The organism is Streptosporangium amethystogenes subsp. fukuiense (assembly GCF_042665875.1).
GTDB classification, from domain to species: Bacteria; Actinomycetota; Actinomycetes; order Streptosporangiales; family Streptosporangiaceae; genus Streptosporangium; species Streptosporangium fukuiense.
Genome location: NZ_JBHTEE010000001.1, coordinates 7857780 through 7874429 on the forward strand (window position 1 = coordinate 7857780; position 16650 = coordinate 7874429).

Annotated in this window: 13 protein-coding genes; 6 read left to right on the forward strand and 7 right to left on the reverse strand. The window is 68.5% G+C overall.

Annotated elements, in window-relative coordinates; genetic code table 11:
* Positions 1 to 717 precede the first annotated feature (717 nt).
* On the reverse strand, positions 718 to 945 hold the full coding sequence (locus ACFQVD_RS34975; RefSeq protein WP_343972810.1) for a hypothetical protein: 228 nt from the start codon (positions 943 to 945) through the stop codon (positions 718 to 720).
* Between the two features lie 184 nt (positions 946 to 1129).
* Between ACFQVD_RS34975 and ACFQVD_RS34980 the strand changes: the two genes are divergently transcribed.
* The 4 genes from ACFQVD_RS34980 to ACFQVD_RS34995 all read left to right on the forward strand — a co-directional run bounded on the left by ACFQVD_RS34980 (position 1130) and on the right by ACFQVD_RS34995 (position 3072).
* Positions 1130 to 1294, forward strand: a complete 165-nt coding sequence (locus ACFQVD_RS34980; protein ID WP_343972813.1) for a hypothetical protein — start codon at positions 1130 to 1132, stop codon at positions 1292 to 1294.
* Positions 1291 to 1788 (forward strand): DUF6879 family protein, encoded by a 498-nt coding sequence (locus tag ACFQVD_RS34985; protein ID WP_343972816.1) that lies wholly within the window; start codon positions 1291 to 1293, stop codon positions 1786 to 1788. The genes ACFQVD_RS34980 and ACFQVD_RS34985 overlap by 4 nt, the downstream gene beginning before the upstream one ends.
* Complete coding sequence (locus ACFQVD_RS34990; protein WP_343972819.1) at positions 1781 to 2602, forward strand: helix-turn-helix domain-containing protein; 822 nt, start codon at positions 1781 to 1783, stop codon at positions 2600 to 2602. The genes ACFQVD_RS34985 and ACFQVD_RS34990 overlap by 8 nt, the downstream gene beginning before the upstream one ends.
* A 113-nt stretch (positions 2603 to 2715) precedes the next feature.
* Complete coding sequence (locus ACFQVD_RS34995) at positions 2716 to 3072, forward strand: pyrophosphohydrolase domain-containing protein (RefSeq protein WP_343972822.1); 357 nt, start codon at positions 2716 to 2718, stop codon at positions 3070 to 3072.
* Between the two features lie 68 nt (positions 3073 to 3140).
* Here ACFQVD_RS34995 and ACFQVD_RS35000 read toward each other — a convergent pair whose 3' ends face one another.
* Positions 3141 to 3365 carry a hypothetical protein gene (locus tag ACFQVD_RS35000; RefSeq protein WP_343972825.1) on the reverse strand — a complete coding sequence of 75 codons (225 nt, stop codon included), beginning with the start codon at positions 3363 to 3365 and terminating at the stop codon, positions 3141 to 3143.
* 1104 nt (positions 3366 to 4469) lie between these two features.
* Here ACFQVD_RS35000 and ACFQVD_RS35005 point away from each other — a divergent pair.
* Positions 4470 to 4919 carry a GNAT family N-acetyltransferase gene (locus ACFQVD_RS35005; RefSeq protein ID WP_343972863.1) on the forward strand — a complete coding sequence of 150 codons (450 nt, stop codon included), beginning with the start codon at positions 4470 to 4472 and terminating at the stop codon, positions 4917 to 4919.
* Between the two features lie 34 nt (positions 4920 to 4953).
* On the opposite strand, the gene ACFQVD_RS35010 is transcribed toward ACFQVD_RS35005, so the two are convergent.
* From ACFQVD_RS35010 to ACFQVD_RS35020, 3 genes are read right to left on the reverse strand one after another with little or no spacing between them, the layout of a single operon-like run.
* Positions 4954 to 6969, reverse strand: coding sequence for a molybdopterin-containing oxidoreductase family protein (locus tag ACFQVD_RS35010; protein WP_343972828.1), 2016 nt, complete (start codon positions 6967 to 6969; stop codon positions 4954 to 4956).
* Positions 6970 to 7005: 36 nt separating this feature from the next.
* Positions 7006 to 8676, reverse strand: a complete 1671-nt coding sequence (locus ACFQVD_RS35015) for a M28 family metallopeptidase (protein WP_343972831.1) — start codon at positions 8674 to 8676, stop codon at positions 7006 to 7008.
* Between the two features lie 29 nt (positions 8677 to 8705).
* Complete coding sequence (locus ACFQVD_RS35020; RefSeq protein WP_343972834.1) at positions 8706 to 10340, reverse strand: M28 family peptidase; 1635 nt, start codon at positions 10338 to 10340, stop codon at positions 8706 to 8708.
* A 479-nt stretch (positions 10341 to 10819) separates the two neighbouring features.
* Between ACFQVD_RS35020 and ACFQVD_RS35025 the strand changes: the two genes are divergently transcribed.
* Positions 10820 to 13246 carry a lysylphosphatidylglycerol synthase transmembrane domain-containing protein gene (locus ACFQVD_RS35025; protein WP_343972837.1) on the forward strand — a complete coding sequence of 809 codons (2427 nt, stop codon included), beginning with the start codon at positions 10820 to 10822 and terminating at the stop codon, positions 13244 to 13246.
* Between the two features lie 57 nt (positions 13247 to 13303).
* On the opposite strand, the gene mgrA is transcribed toward ACFQVD_RS35025, so the two are convergent.
* Together mgrA and ACFQVD_RS35035 are read right to left on the reverse strand one after the other, a co-directional pair.
* Positions 13304 to 14332: an L-glyceraldehyde 3-phosphate reductase gene (mgrA, locus tag ACFQVD_RS35030; RefSeq protein ID WP_343972840.1), complete on the reverse strand. Its 1029-nt coding sequence runs from the start codon at positions 14330 to 14332 to the stop codon at positions 13304 to 13306.
* Positions 14329 to 16389 carry a S9 family peptidase gene (locus ACFQVD_RS35035; RefSeq protein WP_343972844.1) on the reverse strand — a complete coding sequence of 687 codons (2061 nt, stop codon included), beginning with the start codon at positions 16387 to 16389 and terminating at the stop codon, positions 14329 to 14331. The genes mgrA and ACFQVD_RS35035 overlap by 4 nt, the downstream gene beginning before the upstream one ends.
* Positions 16390 to 16650: the final 261 nt, after the last annotated feature.

Below are 16650 nucleotides of genomic sequence, written 5' to 3' on the forward strand. Positions count from 1 at the left end.
GAACCTCACGGTTCGCTCCCTCGGACGCCGAGGCGTCCTCGGGGTGACGCCGGTGCGGCGGTGCGGCCGGACCGGTCTCCCCTCGCCCATGGTGAACACCAGATACCGCCGCGAGGCGGTGTCCGTGAGCCGTTTCGTGCCCACCCTCGGGCGTGTCTGCTCCCACGGATTCGAGAGCTTGGAGCTGAGGAAGCACCCCAAGGTCGGTCTGCGATCTTGTGTTCAACGTAGCCATCTGGATCACACCTCCAGTTCGTGACGGCTAGGGCTGGTCAACGCGGGGCTTCGAAGCGCATCGCCGCGCCTCAAGCCCCCTCCCTCAGGAGGGGGTCGTTGACGCCATCAGACTGCCTCCCGAACCCCCTTGCTCACATCGGGGAGCAACCCTGATTGTCCCCGGGGTTGTCGCACCCCCAGGGCCCCGGGTTAACGAGCGAGTCCTTGAAAGATGGAAAGCCACAGGTCCTCCGCCTGTCGGAAACGCATCGGTGTCGTTCGTTCGATGATCAACCCGTCGGCCGCCTTGATTGTGCGCTGGATGGCGAAGCTGCCACCGGCCTGGCCGAACTCGTAGTAGACGTTCCGGCACGAGCATGTGAAGGACCGGATACGGAGGTCGACTGTTGCCCAGTGCGTTGAAGGCCACCGGTCAATCTGCTTGTATCCGGCGAATGGGCGGCCGAGGTGGTGTCCGGTGCATGCGGGCCCCGTCATGGCCTATTCGGAGGAGGGCGTGCGGAGGACCTGGAGGAGGAGGGTCGCCTGGTCACTGGTGAGCATCCAGACGATGTGGTCGTCGGCCTTGGGGTGGAGCCTCGGAGGGATAAGTCCGGAAACCCAGCTCGGACGCTTCCTGGAGACGATTCCCTGCCAGACGTCGCCGAGCTGTCTGGCGGTGGCCTGGGTCCACTCGATCTCTTCGCGCTTGTAGTCGGGCGTTTTCATGGAGCCTCTCCCGTGGGACGGGGTGTTGGTATGCCTAGCCTATGCTTAAGTATGCCTCTCTCGTGAGGCGTCTTCCGTGAGAGAACGCCGAGGTGGCAGGAAAGTTGGAGTCATCACTTGCATGCTTATGCCCGCCTGGCTAGCTTGAAGAGGCATACATCGGCAACACCACTGGAGGACAGGCATGCAACTGGTCCAGCTGCGCGGATGTGAGGGCGACGACTGCCCCAAGGTGTTCAAGACCGATCGGGGAACCTACGTCGTGCAGGGCGAGGTGTTCAACGCGATCACCACGCCGGACGGTGAGATGGCGGTCGAGGTCCCTGCCGAGATACTGCGCGGCCTGTGATCACTGCCAACCTGGGCGAGCTGTTCGCCTCCTCGACCCGCGATGTGTTCCGGTTGGAAGTCCGGCAGGCGTACAAGGTCGTCGGTGAGGAGGCGCGGCTCGCCGCGTGGAGGTCCGGAGCCCTCTGGCCCGACGCGGTCACGCCCTGGCAGGAGCGGCTTAAGCTGCTGATCCCCAGAGGCGTCCGGATGCGGCGCGTCCATGTGGTGGAGCTGCCATTGAGCGAGTACGTCCGGTGGGAGATGGAAAGCTATGCCAGGAACTCGACGTTCGGCGAGGAGATTCGGCTCGTCGAGCACGAGCGGGCGCCCGAAGGCGTTCCGGCCACGGATTTCTGGCTGTTCGACGAGAGCACGGTCGTGCTCATGCACTACAACGATGAGGGCGAGTTGACCGGACGGGAGCTGCACCAGGGCGATGCGCGGGCATATGTCCTCGCTCGTGATCTTGTCTGGCAGGCGGCTCGACCGCTGGCATCATGGCGGGATGGATGATTACCGGTCACGCCAGCTCCGCCAGTTCGGTGGGCGTATGCGCGAGCTTCGCGAGGCCGCAGGCATAAGCGGCAAGCGTCTCGCGGCGACGGCCGGAGTCACACAGCCGACCATCTCCAAGATCGAGACTGGGAAGATGCTGCCCTCGGTCGAGATGGTCACCCGGTTGGCCGAGGCCATCGGGCTGGACTCCGAGACGCGGGAGGATCTGCTCGAAGAGCTGACGCGGATCAGCACCGACATCGCGACATGGCGAAGGTCCGGAGGTCGGGGAGAGGCCAAGCAGACGATGTTGGCTGAGCGGGAGCGGGCCACGGCGTTACGCCGGTCGTTTCATCCGGCGGTGGTTCCCGGCCTGCTCCAGACCGCCGAGTACGCACGGCAGATCTTCGTCAGGAGCATGTTCCTCAGCGAGGAGGAGATGTCGCGGGCGGTGGCGGCTCGGATGGAACGCCAGACCCTGCTCTATTCCTCCGATCACCGGTTCGAGTTCCTCATCACCGAGGCCGCCCTGAGGGTGCGACTCGGTCCTGCGGCGGTGATGCGCGCACAGCTCGATCGGCTGGCGAACCTTTCCACGCTGACCAACGTCCGGCTCGGCATCGTGCCCTGGGCGGCGGAGCTGCCTCGCGTCGCCCTGCACGGCTTCGCGATCTTCGACGAGCAGCGGGTGGCGGTGGAGACCTACACGTCCGAGCTGACCCTGACGGACTCGCGCGACGTGGAGACGTACGTCCGGCTGTTCGAGGATCTGTCCACGGTCGCCCTGTTCGACGACGACGCCCGGACGATTCTTGGGCAGCTCGCAGAGTAGGGGCGGATATCGGCGCGACGTGGTCCGGAAGGTCTTCGGCGCTCTGGTGCCTCGCTGCTCGCGGTTGCCTGCGTCGCCCCACGGGGGTGAAGGCAAGGCCTACGCTGGCGTCCATGGATGGATCACCGGCGCGCCTGGTTCGAGAGTTCCACGAGAAGATCGGGCTTCCCCTTTCCGACGCCCCCGGCCTGCCTCCCGTGGAACTGGCCCGCCTGCGGCAGAAGTTTCTCGACGAGGAGGTTGCCGAGGTGACGCAGGCCGCCGAGGCGGGCGATCTGGCCGGTGTCGCGCACGAGCTGGCCGACGTGGTCTACGTCGCGTACGGCACCGCCCTGACCTACGGGATCGACCTGGACGCCGTCATCGCCGAGGTCCACCGGGCAAACATGACCAAGTCCGGCACCAAGGGTGGCAAGGCCATGAAGGGGCCGGGGTTCGTGCCCCCGGACCTGTCCGGCATCGTGCCCTGAACCCCTGCCAGAACCTTGAACTTCGAAAGGGCCACTGGTCGAGTGACCTCCCGGTGGCCCCGTCGCGTTCAGGCGTCGCCGTCCTTGGTGTCGTCGCCCTCGTCCTTGCCAGAGAAGATCGCCCCGTACCAGTTACCGAGCCGATCCAGGACCTCCAACACCCAGTCGCGCCTCTCCTTGCCGAAGAGGATGGCGACCACGAGAGCCGGGACGAACGCGACGACTACCACCAGCAGTGGCAGCGCCAGCATGGCGGCGAGCAGGACTCGCAACCACAGAGGAAATTTGGACATACCCATCCTTGCCGATCGAGAGGGCCACGGAGCGAGGGGCCGAGGCGCTCAAGTCGTTCGCCGCCTCCACGGGTGTGGCGACGGGTCACGCATTGGCTTGGGTCGGTATGGCTTGGAACGGGTTGGCTATCGGCATCAGGTGCGCCGAGTCGCATAGCAGTCGGCCAACATGCGCCGACCGTTAACGCGAGGCTACTGGTCGAGAGCTTCAGGTGTCCGGGATTCAGACCGACTTGTCCCTCGGCGCGCGGGGCTGGGCCACTTGAGCGGGCTTGGAATACTCTCAGGGAGGGGTGGACGTCTTGGGCAGCTCTGCGGCCTGCTGGAGGCTAGGCGGTTCCGGCCTTCGCCAGCGGGCGGGCACCTTGACGACCCCTTGGAGGACTGCTGCCGCTCCGGCTCCATGCGCCAAGAAGTTCGTGGGCGAGAGCGTCATGGGTGGATCGATCGCCAACCTGGCAGTGCTGATCAAGAGCACGATCCACCCTGCAAGGTGGACAAGCTGACGAACCAGTTTCACCATCTGATCGGTCAGACCAGTGGCAGCCTTAACGATCTTGGAAAGCTTGTCCAGCTTCCGGACGAGTTCCGGCTGTCTTGGCCTGCCCACGGATACACCTCTCTCCAAAGGATCTTTAATCCTTTAGAGGGGCGTTCGCGTCCTCACTTATATCGACATCCGCCGCTACCGTCCAATCACAGTGAGCTACGTTCGGCTTTACCTGCAACTACCTGCAATGAGCCCAGCTTGGAGACGAGTAACACAAACAAACTGTCGTACGGGAAGGGCGCGTCGGCGGGGGCTCTGCGACAAACGCCTTCAGGCACACTCGTTGCGCCGCTCAGGCGGCCAGAACGAACGGTAGGGCTCCCCTGTGACCAACCGAGTAGAACTCCTCGGTAGTCAGTGCGTCAGGCCACCACCAGCAGCTCGAACGGGATTCGGAAAGCAGTGGATACAGCAGCCGGCGGAGCGACCCTGATTGTTCCCCTACCCGTCGTCTCCCCCCGGTGATAGGCGAGATCTCCCTCCGGAGGTCTCCGCGAGGGGCGTCCAGGCCGTCATGGAGGAGTACGGCGGTGTTCCGGGATAGGTTGGCCGCCATGCCGGTGAACTTCCGTATCGCCCGTGCCGAGGATGTTCCGCTCATCGTGGCCATGCTCGCCGACGACACCGTCGCGGCCGCCCGCCAGGGAGCCTACGGCGAGGAGCATCGTGCCGCCTTCGAGGTCATCGACGCCGACCCCGCCAACGAGCTGATCGTCGCGGAGCTGGACGGTGAGGTCGTGGGCACCATGCAGCTCACCTATATTCCCGGCATCTCCCGCCGGGGTGCCCTCCGGATGCAGATCGAGGCGGTCAGGATCGCCTCGGAGCTGCGCGGGCGGGGTCTGGGCCGCACGATGATGGAATGGGCCGTCGAGCGCGGACGTGCCCGGGGCTGCGCCCTGGTCCAGCTCACCACGGACAGGACCCGCGTGGACGCCCACCGCTTCTACGACTCCCTCGGCTTCGTCGCGTCCCACGAGGGTTACAAACTCGCGCTGACCTGATCGCCAGGGTCCGGCGTCGAGGTGATCTGTCCGGTCACTCGGCGGCGCGCGGGCCGATCTCGACCAGGTTGTCGTGGTAGACGGCGCCACGGCCCATGTCGGCGTCGCGGGCCTCCACCACGGCGTTCACGGTCGCGCCTCCCGAGCTCAGCTTGCGCCAGTGTCCCTTGGTGGACGCGATCACGCCCGGCCGGACCCGCTCGCTGATCTCGACCACGGCCTCGAACTCGCCTCCGTCGTTGAACACCCGGGCCCGCTGCCCGTCGCTCAGCCCCCTCGGTGCGGCATCGCCGGGGTTCACCAGGACCCGCGGGCCCTTCGAACGCCGCAGCAACTCGGGGTTGTTGCCGAAGATGGTGTTGAGGAAGGTGTGGGAGGCGGGGGTGATGAGCGTCAGCGGGTACGGTCCCGGCGCGGCCGAGGCCGTGCGCGGCGGGACGTAGGCGGGTCCCGCGCCGAACTCCATCCGGCCCGAGGGCGTCGGGAAACCCTCGGTGAACGGCACGAACGGCCGCGGCACGTTGAGGCGGACCCAGCCCTCCTTGCGCAGCCGGTCGAGCGTGACGCCGTCGAGCGACGGATGGCCCGAGGAGAGCAGCTGCTCGGCCAGTTCCAGGTCGGAGTCGTACAGGGACGGCTCGGTGAGGCCCATGTGCCGCGCCAGGCGGCGGAAGGTCTCGGTGGTGGACAGGCACTCGCCCGGCGGCTCGACCGCGGGTGAGTTCCACATCAGGTACATGTGCCCGTAGCCCGCGTGCAGGTCGGCGTGCTCGATCTGCATGGTGGCGGGGAGCACGATGTCGGCGTGGTCGACGGTGTCGGTCGGGAACTGCTCCATCACGACGGTGAACAGGTCCTCGCGCGTCAGCCTCTCGCGGATCCGGTTCTGGTCGGAGGTGGAACTCATCGGGTTGGCCCCGTACACCCACAGGCACTTCACCGAATCGTCCAGCTGATCGGCCAGCCGGGTCATGGTGAGGGTGCGGACCGGCCGGGCGAGCAGGTCCTCGCGGGTGTCGATGTTCAGGTGGATGTGCCCGCTGGTGGAGTACGCGATCCCGCCGCCGGGGTGGTGCCAGTCGCCGGTCACGCCGGGGATGGCGGCGATCGTGCGCATCGCGGTGCCGCCACCGGCGTGCCGCTGCACGCCCATGGTGGCCCGGATGCCGGTGGGCCGGGTACGCGCCAGCCGTACCCCCAGGGCCCGGATGTCGGACTCGGCCAGCCCGGTGATCTCCGCCACACGTGCCGGAGGGTGGCGCAGGATCTCCTCGCGGAGGTTCTCCCAGCCGGTCGTGTGGTTCTCCAGGTAGTCGCGGTCCTCGGCCCCCTCGGCGAGCACGACGTTCATCAGCCCCAGGGCGAGGGCCGCGTCGGTGCCGGGCCTGATCGGCAGGTGCTCGTCGGCCTGCTCGGCGGTGCGGGTCCGGATCGGGTCGATCGCCACCACGTGCGCCCCCGCCGCGCGGGCGTCCTGGATGAACTTCCACAGGTGGTGCCCGCTGGTCAGCGTGTTCGTGCCCCACAGCAGGATGAGCCGGGACAGGGCGAACGTCTCCGGATCCATCCCGCCCGGCGTGCCGTAGATCTGTCGCAGCCCGGAGTTGCCGGCCGCCGAGCAGATGTTCAGAAAGTGCCTCGACGCGCCGAGCGCGTTCCAGAACCGCCGCCCGGCCACCCCCTCGGCCCCCTGGAGGTACCCCAGCGTGCCGGTGCCCAGGTAGGGCCAGATCGCCTCGCCGCCGTGCTCGTCGACGATGCCGCGCAGCCGTACGGAGATCTCCTCCAGGGCCTCGTCCCAGCTGATCCGCTCGAACCTGCCGGACCCCTTGGGGCCGGTCCGGCGCATCGGGTACAGGATGCGGTCGGACGCCCGGGTGTGCTCCAGGTAGCGGTTGACCTTCACGCAGAGCGCGCCGCGGGTGTAGGGATGGTCAGGGTTGCCGCGCATCTTGACGGCCTCGCCGTCCTGGACGGTCACCACCCAGGAGCACGTGTCGGGGCAGTCGAGCGGGCACGCCCCCAGCACTCGAAGTTCGTCTGACGACATGCCCCCGACTGTAGCCGCGCCCAGGGAGCGCGGGTGTCACCGGAGTAGCCCCGGAGGCTCGTGCCGGTGGTCGTGTCCCAGCCCTCCTCCGGCTCTCGGCGCTCCGATTCTCGGTCCTTTGATTCCCGGTCCTCCGGCGGGGCCGGGAGCGACGGGATCGCCGGGGAGATCGCGAGCGTACGCGTAGGCGTGCGCCGCCGCGGCGATCGCGGAGGCGTTCACCTCCAGCGCCCCGTCGTCGACGTTGGCGAGGGTGTCGCAGGCCTGGTGGTAGCACCTGTCGTAGGGTGCCCAGGCTGTGCCGCCGAACTTCTCGGCCTCCTCGGCGGACTTGATGCCCTCGGCGCCGGTGAACAGCCCGCCCGCGGCGATGCCCGCCTTGATGAACGGGCCGTAGTCGGAGCGGCCGGTGAAGTCGGCGTCCTGGTGCGGCTTGCCCACGGCGTCGAAGTACGACTGGAAGAGCTTCTCGATCCGGTCGGAACCGGCAGGTGGACGCGTGTCCAGGCCCGTGTCGGAGTTGTCGCCGTCGTAGATCCCCAGGACGTGGTTCGGCGAGGCGATCATGTCGAAGTTCAGGTACAACTTGATCTTCGCCCGCTCCGCCGCCGAGAGATGGGCCACGTAGTGGGTGGAACCGAGCAGGCCCAGCTCCTCCGCGCCCCAGAAGGCGAAGCGCAGCCTGTTCCTCGTCCGCAGGTCCTTCGCCGCCAGCGCCGTCTCCAGGACGCCCGCGGTCCCGGAGCCGTTGTCGTTGATGCCGGGTCCGGCCATGACACTGTCCAGGTGGGCGCCGAGCATGACCACCCGGTCCGGGTCGCCCTGGCGGCTTTCGGCGATGACGTTGCGTGTCCTGCGGTCGGGGTCGCTCTCGGCGTCCACCGCGAGCGTCGCGATCGTTCCCGGCGCCGACAGCTCCCTGCCGGCCGCGAAGGTGGCCCCGACGATCGGGATCTTGATGCCGGAGGTGTTGACCGAGCCTCGCAGCAGAATCCTGCGGTCGGCGAGGGCCTCGCCCGGCTGCCCCTCGTTGAAGATGACCACCCCGGACGCACCGGCCGCCTGGGCCCGCTCCGCCTTGACCTGGAAGCTGCAGGAGCCACGCTGGATCAGGGCGATGTTCCCCCGGACGAACCCCTTGAAGTCACTCACCTCGCATCCGGAGGTGGAGTTCGGGTTCGGGGCCGGTGGCAGCACCAGGTCCACGCCCTGCACCGGAGCCGTGACCCTCCCCGAGCCGGAGTACGTCATCGTGTGGAAGTCGACGCCGGGCAGGTACCCGCCGGCCACGGGGGACGATCGCGCCAGCACCGGAGCCTTCAGCTCATGGAAGAAGGGGATTTCGAACTCCTGCAGGGTGACCTGGTATCCGGCGGAGCGAAGTCTGTCCGCGACGTAGGCGACCGAGGCCTCGTGGCCGGGGGTGGCCGCGGCCCGGGTACCGCCGTTGGCATTGGCGATCTCCTGGAGCCTTTCCAGGTGCCGCCTGACGGACGCGAGCTTGATCGACCGCCCGAACGCCTTCGCGGCCGGCGACAGGAGGCTCTCCGGAGGCGGTTCCGACGGGCCGTGGGCACCTGTGTCCACCGGCGCGGAGGCGACGAGCCCGGGCGGGGGCGCGGCCCAGGCCGTGTTGACGACGGGCGGGATCGTGACCGAGGCGATGGTGACGGCGGCCAGCACTCTCCCGAAGGCACGTGGACTCACGTCAGGCTCCTCTGACATCGGGGACGGCGTTAGTTGGGAACATCGGTGGCGACGGGGGGACCGCCGGATCCCGGGGCGGAGCCACCGGGCAGGTCGTCGGCTCGGGCGTAGACGAACGCCGCTGTCGCGATCGCGCCGCTGTTCAGCCCCAGGGCGGTGTCGCTGATGTTGACGATCGTGTCGCACCTGAGGTGGTAGCAGGGGTCGTAGGCGACTCCCGCCCGGCCCCCGAAGAGCACGGCCTCCTTGGCGGTCTTGATGTCGACGGTGCCGGTGAACAGCCCGCCCGAGGGGATGCCCGACGCGGCGAAGGGGCCGTACTCGGAGCGGATGGCGGTGTCGACGCTTCTGTACGGCCGGCCTGTCTCCGCGAAGTACGACTCGAAGAGCTTCTCGATCCGGTCCGAGCCGGGAGGCCCCGCGGGGGCGCCTGCCCCGTCGGAGTCGTCTCCGTCGTAGATCCCCAGGACGTAGTTCGGTGAGGCGATCACGTCGAAGTTCAGATAGAGCCTGATGTTCGCCTTCTCCGTGGGAGAGAGCCCGGCCAGGTAGTGCTCGGAACCGCGCAGACCGAACTCGTGGCAGCTCCAGAAGGCGAAGCGCAGCTTGTTCCGTGCCCGCAGGTCCTTCGCCGCCAGCGCCGTCTCCAGGATGCTCGCGACCCCGGAGCCGTTGTCGTCGATGCCGGGGCCGTCCGGGACGCTGTCCAGGTGGGCGCCGAGCATGACGACCCTGTTCGGGTCGCCCCAGTCGCTCTCGGCGATGATGTTGCGCGTCGCGCGACGGGGGTCGCTCTCGGTGTCGGTGACGAGGGTCACGATCGTTCCCCGCGCCGACAGCTCCCTGCCGACCGCGTAGGTGGTGGAGACGACCGGAAGCTTCACGGTGGGGGCGTCGAGGGAACCGTGCAGCAGGCCCCTGCGGTCGTCGGCTCCCTCGCCGGCCTGGCCCTCGTTGAAGATGATCACTCCGGACGCGCCGGCCGCCCTGGCCCGCTCCGCCTTGGTCTGAAAGCTGCAGCCACCACGCTGGATCAACGCGATGCCGCCCCGGACGAACCTCGCGAAGTCCCGCGCCTGGCAGCCGGAGGTCGAGCTCGGCTTCGGAGTCGGCGGCAGGGTGAGGTCCACCCCCTGAACCCGTGCTCTGACGTTCCCCGAGCCGGAGTACGTCACGGTCCTGAAATCGGTGTTGTTGATGTACGGCTTGGCGACATTCGAAATGATCCGCCGGAACAGCGGAAACGTGACGTTGCGGAAGAAGGGGAAGGTGAACTCCTGCAGGGTGACCCGGTAGCCGGCGGCGCGGAGCCAGTCGGCGACGTAGGTGACCGAGGCGTTGTGGCCGGGGGTTCCCGAGGCCCGGGTGTCGCCGTTGTCGTCGGCGATCTCCTGGAGCCTTTCCAGATGCCGCTTGGCGCGTACGACCTTGATCGACTGCCCGAACGCCCTGGCCTCCGGGGTTATCGGGGAGTCCGCGGGGGGTGGGGCCGATGATCCGGGAAGGCCTCCCACCGGCCCGCCGGGTGCCGGTGCGGATGTCGCGGGAAAGGATGTTCCCGAAGCCGGTGCCGCGCCGGCCGTCACGGCGGAGACGGTGGGCAGGGCCATGGCGGAGGCCGTGGTGATCGCGACCACCATTCCCCTGGAGGCGCGAGTGCTCATGCGGAACCCCTCAACGTGCATGGAGCGCCCGCGCTCCCGGGAAGGCGTTGAGAGGCGACCGCGACGAGGCGTTCCCGCTCCCCGGACGCGGCCCTGCGGGCTGCGGGCGAGGATCGGGACATGACGGTCAGCCTTCCAGTCCCGCACCCGCTAAATCCAGTATTCCCGCAGCTAGAAGGGTCAATTCTCGATCTCGGGCAGGTACGCTGTGCTCGCTCCGCCGTCCTCGCCGCGGAGGGGATTTCGCGCGAGGCGGACGTCCACGATCTCTTCGAGACCACATCCGGCCGGCCCGCTCGCCGGCCGGGGCGCCATACGGTGTCACCGTGTGGCCTCGTTTTCTGATTTCAGCCACCAAGATGGAAGTCGGACTGTCAAGACTGTCGAAAGCCATCGACACGCGTGCGGCTCCGATTGTGGACACTGGGGGAGAAGGTCGGTGACGCAGCTGTAATGCGGAACATGCAGAATCACTGGCGGTGACGGAAATCAAGGAGCTGGACGAGACGCCGTCCGACGACGGCACACGGCCGGCGACGGACGGCGATCTGACCGTGCGCGTCATCGAACCGCTGCTTCCCCAGCGGATCCGTCGCCCCTCGGACCTGCTGCGGTTCCTGGCGACCCTGCTCGGGCTGGTGGCCGTCATCCTGCTCGCCCTCGTCGCGCAGAAGACCCTGAACGGTCTGGAGGGCGACGTCGCCGACGGCACCAGCCGGGCGCCGTTCCTGCTCAGCGGCCTGGCCGGGGTGCTGAGCGCCTCGGCCATGCTCGGCGTGCCCATCGCCTTCGCCATCGAGCGGGTGCTGCACCGCGACGGCCTCCGGGTGGCCGAGGGGCTCTTCGCGGCCATCGCCGGGATGGTGCTCTCCTTCGTGCTCGGCGAGTGGATCGTGCACGCCGGGCCCGAGGACCTGAGGCTCCTGATGACCGGAGGCAGAGCCGGAGTCGAGCCGGTCAACACGCTGCTCACCCCGATCATCGCCTACGTCACCGCGGTGCGCATATCCCGCCGCCCCACCTGGCGGGCGGCCCTGTGGAGCGCGGTCGCGCTCAACGCCGTCGCCCTGTTCGCCGGGCTCGCCGCCACCCTCCTCGGCATCGTCGTCTCCATCCTGGTCGGCCTGGCCGTCGGCTACGCCACCCTGTACGGCGTGGGCAGCCCCAACACCCGCCCTCCGGGCAGTGCGGTCGTCGGCGTGCTTCGCAAGCTGGGTTTCGCCCCGGTCAAGGCACATCGGCTCGACGACGACTATCAGGGCAGCCGCCGCTACGCCGTCGAGCTCAGGAACGGCAACCGCCTCGACGTCACGGTCCTCGACCGGGACCGCCAGGTGGCCGGGGTGCTCTACCGCATCTGGCGGCGCATCCGGCTCAACTCCGAGACCCGCCGCAAGGCCATCCGCTCGCTCCGCGCCGAGCTGGAGCGCGAGGCCCTGATGGCGTACGCCGCGCAGGCGGCGGGAGTGAGCACCCCCCGGCTCGTCGGTACCAGCGAGATCGGTACGGAGGCCGCGCTGCTCGCCTACGAGCACATTCCCACCCGCGCGCTGGACGACATCCCCGACGAGGAGATCGACGACAACCTGCTCGCCCAGATCTGGGAGCAGGTCCTGCTGCTGCAGGTCCAGCGGCTCGCCCACCGGCGGCTGACCGGTGACAGCATCCATGTCGACCGCGAGGGCCGGGTCATCCTCACCGACGCCCGCAGCGGCGAGATCGCCGCCGGTGATCTGCTGCTCCGCCTGGACATCGCCCAGCTGCTCACCTACCTCAGCCTTCGCGTCGGAGCCCGGCGGGCGGTCAACGCCGCCGCGGCCGGAGCCGGGCACGGCCTGCTCGCCGACGCGCTCCCGCTGCTCCAGCGGATCGCGCTGACCCGCGAGACCAGGGCGGCACTCAGCAAGAACAAGGGGCTGCTCACCGAGATCCGCGAGCGGATCGTCGAGCTCACGCCCAGGGCCGAGGCCGAGGAGGTGCGCCTGGAGCGCTTCCGCCCCAGGACCCTGATCACCATCATCGGCACCGCGTTCGCCGCGTACTTCCTGGTCTACTACCTGACGCAGATCAACCTCAACATGATCACGTCGGCCAAGTGGAGCTGGACCGGCGTGGCACTGGTCGCCGCGATGATGAGCTACGTCGCCGCCGCCTTGATGCTGATGGGCTTCGTACCGGAGAAACTGCCGCTCGGCCGTACCGTGCTCGTCCAGTTCGCCGGGTCGTTCGTCAAGCTCGTCGCGCCCGCCGCGGTGAGCGGGGTCGCGATCAACACCCGCTACCTGCAGAAACGCGGCATCCCTCTGGGGCAGGCGGTGGCCAGCGTGGGTGCCTCCCAGCTCATCGGGCTGGCATTCCACATCGCGCTGCTCCTGCTGTTCGCCTACATCACCGGTTCCAACACCGCCTCGTCGTTCACCCCGTCGCGCACGCTCGTGCTGACGCTGCTGGCCGTGGCCGTGGTGGTGCTGATCATCGTGAGTGTGCCGCGGCTGCGCCGCATGATCACCGCGCGGCTCCGCTCGCTGTTCTCCGGCGTCATCCCGCGCCTGCTCGACGTCCTCCAGTCGCCCCGGAAGATCATCGAGGGCTTCAGCGGCACCCTGATGCTCACCCTGTTCTTCGTGCTCTGCCTGGACGCCTGCGTCCGCGCCTTCGGCGGCTCCCTCAACTTCGCCGCCGTCGCCATCGTCTTCCTCGCGGGCAACGCCATCGGCTCGGCGGCCCCCACCCCCGGCGGCCTCGGCGCCGTCGAGCTGTCCCTGTCGGTCGGCCTGACCCTCTCCGGCCTGCCCGGTGAGGTGGCGACCTCGGCCGTGCTGCTGTTCCGGCTGCTGACCTTCTGGCTGCCGGTCCTGCCCGGCTGGGCCTCGTTCGCGCACCTGCAGCGGCAGGAGGCGCTCTAGCCCTGTCCCGCGTCCCGGAAGGACCGCCGGGTACCCGGCGGTCCTTCTCATGGACGGTCAGGCCTCGCTGGACCTGGCCCAGAGGTTGATGCCCGCCTCGACCGCGTCCTTGTCGATCGCCGCGAGCTCCGCGGCGTCGAACGACGTGTTCTGCACGGCCGCGAGGCTGTCCTCCAGCTGCGCCACGCTGCTCGCGCCGATCAGCACCGACGTGACGCGCCGGTCGCGCAGAGCCCAGGCCAGCGCCATCTGCGCCAGCGACTGGCCGCGACCGGCCGCGATCTCGTTCAGGGCGCGGATGTGCCGCATCGTCTCCTCGGCGAGCATCTCCAGAGCGAGGGAGCGCCCCAGCGAGGCCCGCGACCCCTCGGGGACCCCGTCCAGGTAGCGGTCGGTCAGCATGCCCTGCGCCAGCGGGGAGAACGCGATGCAGCCCACGCCCTCCTCCTCCAGGACGTCCAGCAGCCCGCCCTCGATCCACCGGTTCAGCATCGAGTACGAGGGCTGGTGGATCAGCAGCGGCGTGCCCATCTCCCGCAGCAGCCGCGCGGCCTCCGCGGTGTGCTCGGGCGAGTAGGACGAGATGCCCGCGTACAGCGCCTTGCCGGACCGGACCGCGTGGTCCAGCGCGCCCATCGTCTCCTCCAGCGGGGTGTCCGGGTCGAACCGGTGGCTGTAGAAGATGTCGACGTAGTCGAGCCCCATCCGCTCCAGCGACCGGTCCAGGCTGGACAGCAGGTACTTGCGCGACCCCCACTCGCCGTACGGGCCGGGCCACATGTCGTAGCCCGCCTTGGTGGAGATGACCAGCTCGTCCCGGTACGGTGCGAAGTCCTCGCGGAAGTGCCGCCCGAAGTTGGTCTCCGCGGACCCGGGCGGCGGACCGTAGTTGTTGGCCAGGTCGAAGTGGGTCACTCCCAGGTCGAAGGCCCTGCGCAGGATGGCCCGCTGGGTCTCGAAGGGCTTGTCGTCACCGAAGTTGTGCCAGAGCCCAAGCGAGACGGCGGGCAGCTTGAGCCCGCTCTTGCCGACCCTGTTGTACGGCTGGCGTCCGTCGTACCTGTCATCTGCCGCGATGTATGTCACTGGGTCACCTTGGTCGTGTCGAGAATCCAGGAGAGGGTGAAGGCCTCCTCGCGCCAGGAGTCGTACCTGCCGCTGCGGCCGCCGTGCCCGGCGCCCATCTCCGTCTTGAGCAGGAACGGCCCGCCGTCCGCGACGTCGCGGAGCTTCGCGACCCACTTGGCGGGCTCGTGGTAGAAGACCCGGGTGTCGTTGAGACTGGTGATCGCCAGAATCGGCGGGTAGACCCGGCCGTCCACGTTCTCGTACGGCGTGTACGACTTCATGTACGCGTACACCTCGGGATTGTGCAGCGGGTCGCCCCACTCGTCCCACTCGATCACGGTCAGCGGCAGTGAGGGGTCGAGGATCGTGTTCAGCGCGTCCACGAACGGCACCTCCGCCACCACACCCGCGAAGATCTCGGGCGCGAGGTTGGCGACCGCGCCCATCAGCAGCCCGCCCGCCGATCCGCCCCTGGCGACGATCGCGCTCGACCAGCCGGTGGCCGAGAGGTGCTCGGCGGCGGCCACGAAGTCGGTGAAGGTGTTCTTCTTCTTCTGGAACTTGCCGTTCTCGTACCAGTGGCGGCCCATCTCGCCGCCGCCCCTGACGTGCGCCACGGCGAAGACGAAGCCCCGGTCGAGCAGGCTGAGCCTGGCGACGGAGAACGAGGGGTCGATCGAGATCTCGTAGCTGCCGTAGCCGTAGAGCACCGTGGGGGCCGGCCGCGGAGTGCCCTTTCTCATCACGATCGAGATCGGGACGCGGGTGCCGTCGGACGCGGTCGCCCACTCGCGGAACTGCTCGTATTCGGTGGGATCGTAGCCGCCGAGCACGACCTTCTGTTTCAGCAGGACCAGCTCGCGCGCCGCCAGGTCGTAGTCGTAGACCGACGGCGGGGTGACCATGCTGGTGTAGCCGAGCCGCAGCCGCCCCGTGACGAACTCCGGGTTGCCCGACGGGGCCACGTCGTAGATCGGCTCGGGGAAGGAGATCTCGTACGCCTCTCCGGCACGGGGCAGGATGCGGATGCCGGTGAGCCCGTCCCGGCGGAAGTGCACGACGGTGTGGCCCTCGAAGGCGTCGACGTCGAGCAGCCGGGTGTCGGCGCGGTGCTCGATCAGCGGAGTCCAGTCGCCGGGGGCGTCCAGCGGCGCGGTGGCCAGCTCGAAGTTCTCCGCGTTCCGGTTGTGCAGGACCAGGAAGTGGTCGCCCGCGTGGTCGACGCCGTACTCGACGCCGGTCTCCCGGGGCCGGACGACGCGGAACTCGCCGGCGGGGTCGTCGGCCTCCAGGACGCGGACCTCGCTGGTGATCTTGCTGCCGGAGGAGAGCACCAGGTAACGCTCGCTCCGGCTGAGCCCGATGCCGACCCAGAACCGCTCGTCGGCCTCCTCGTGGACGAGCGTGTCCTCCTTGGCGGGACTGCCGATCGTGTGCCGGTGCACCTGGTTGGGCCGCCAGGCCTCGTCGACGGTGGTGTAGAAGAACGTCGTGCCGTCGGCGGACCAGGCGCCGCCGTAGAAGATGCCGGGGATCTCGTCGGGGAGGGTCTCGCCGGTGGCGAGGTTCTTCACCTTCAGGGTGAAGCGCTCGTCGCCGGTGAAGTTGGTGGAGTAGGCCAGCAGGGTGCCGTCGGGACTGACCGAGCTGGTGCCGATCGAGAAGAAGTCGGAGTCTCCGGCGAGCTCGTTGCCGTCGAGCAGGATCTCCTCACCGGGAAGCGACTCGCCGGCTTTCAACTCGGGCGGGGTCTCGCCGTCCGCCGCCACCCGGCACTGGATGCCGTACTGCTTGCCCTCCTCGGTCCGCGAGTAGTACCACCAACCACCCTTGCGGGTGGGGACCGAGAGGTCGGTCTCCAGGGTGCGTCCCTTGATCTCCTGGAAGAGCGTCTCCTGCAGGGGCTTGAGGTGGGCGGTCGCCTCCTGCGTGTAGGCGTTCTCCGCCTCCAGGTAGGCGACCACCTCCGGGTCGTCCTTTACCGTCAGCCACGCGTAGTCATCGACCACGGTGTCCCCGTGGTGCACGCGCTCGCTGGGAACCTTCTTCGCCGTCGGCGGCGTCTGGCTGCTCACTCAGCCGAGTCTATGTTTCCGCCGGTCCCCGTTCGGATCACTCGCCCGGCCGGGTCGATCGGCCTTGATCCACCGCGGCCTGCCTCGACGCGCCGGGGCCCGCGCTGCTCGCGAGCCGGGCTCGGTCCCTCCGGTCGGCCCAAGGTTTCCTCGTACGGGGTTCGCCGTTACGTTCCGAGCGCTCTTGGAGGACTGCTAATCTTTTGGAGTCGGCAGGGTCCGACGCAAACCACTCTAATCACTCCGGTGACTTCCGTATGG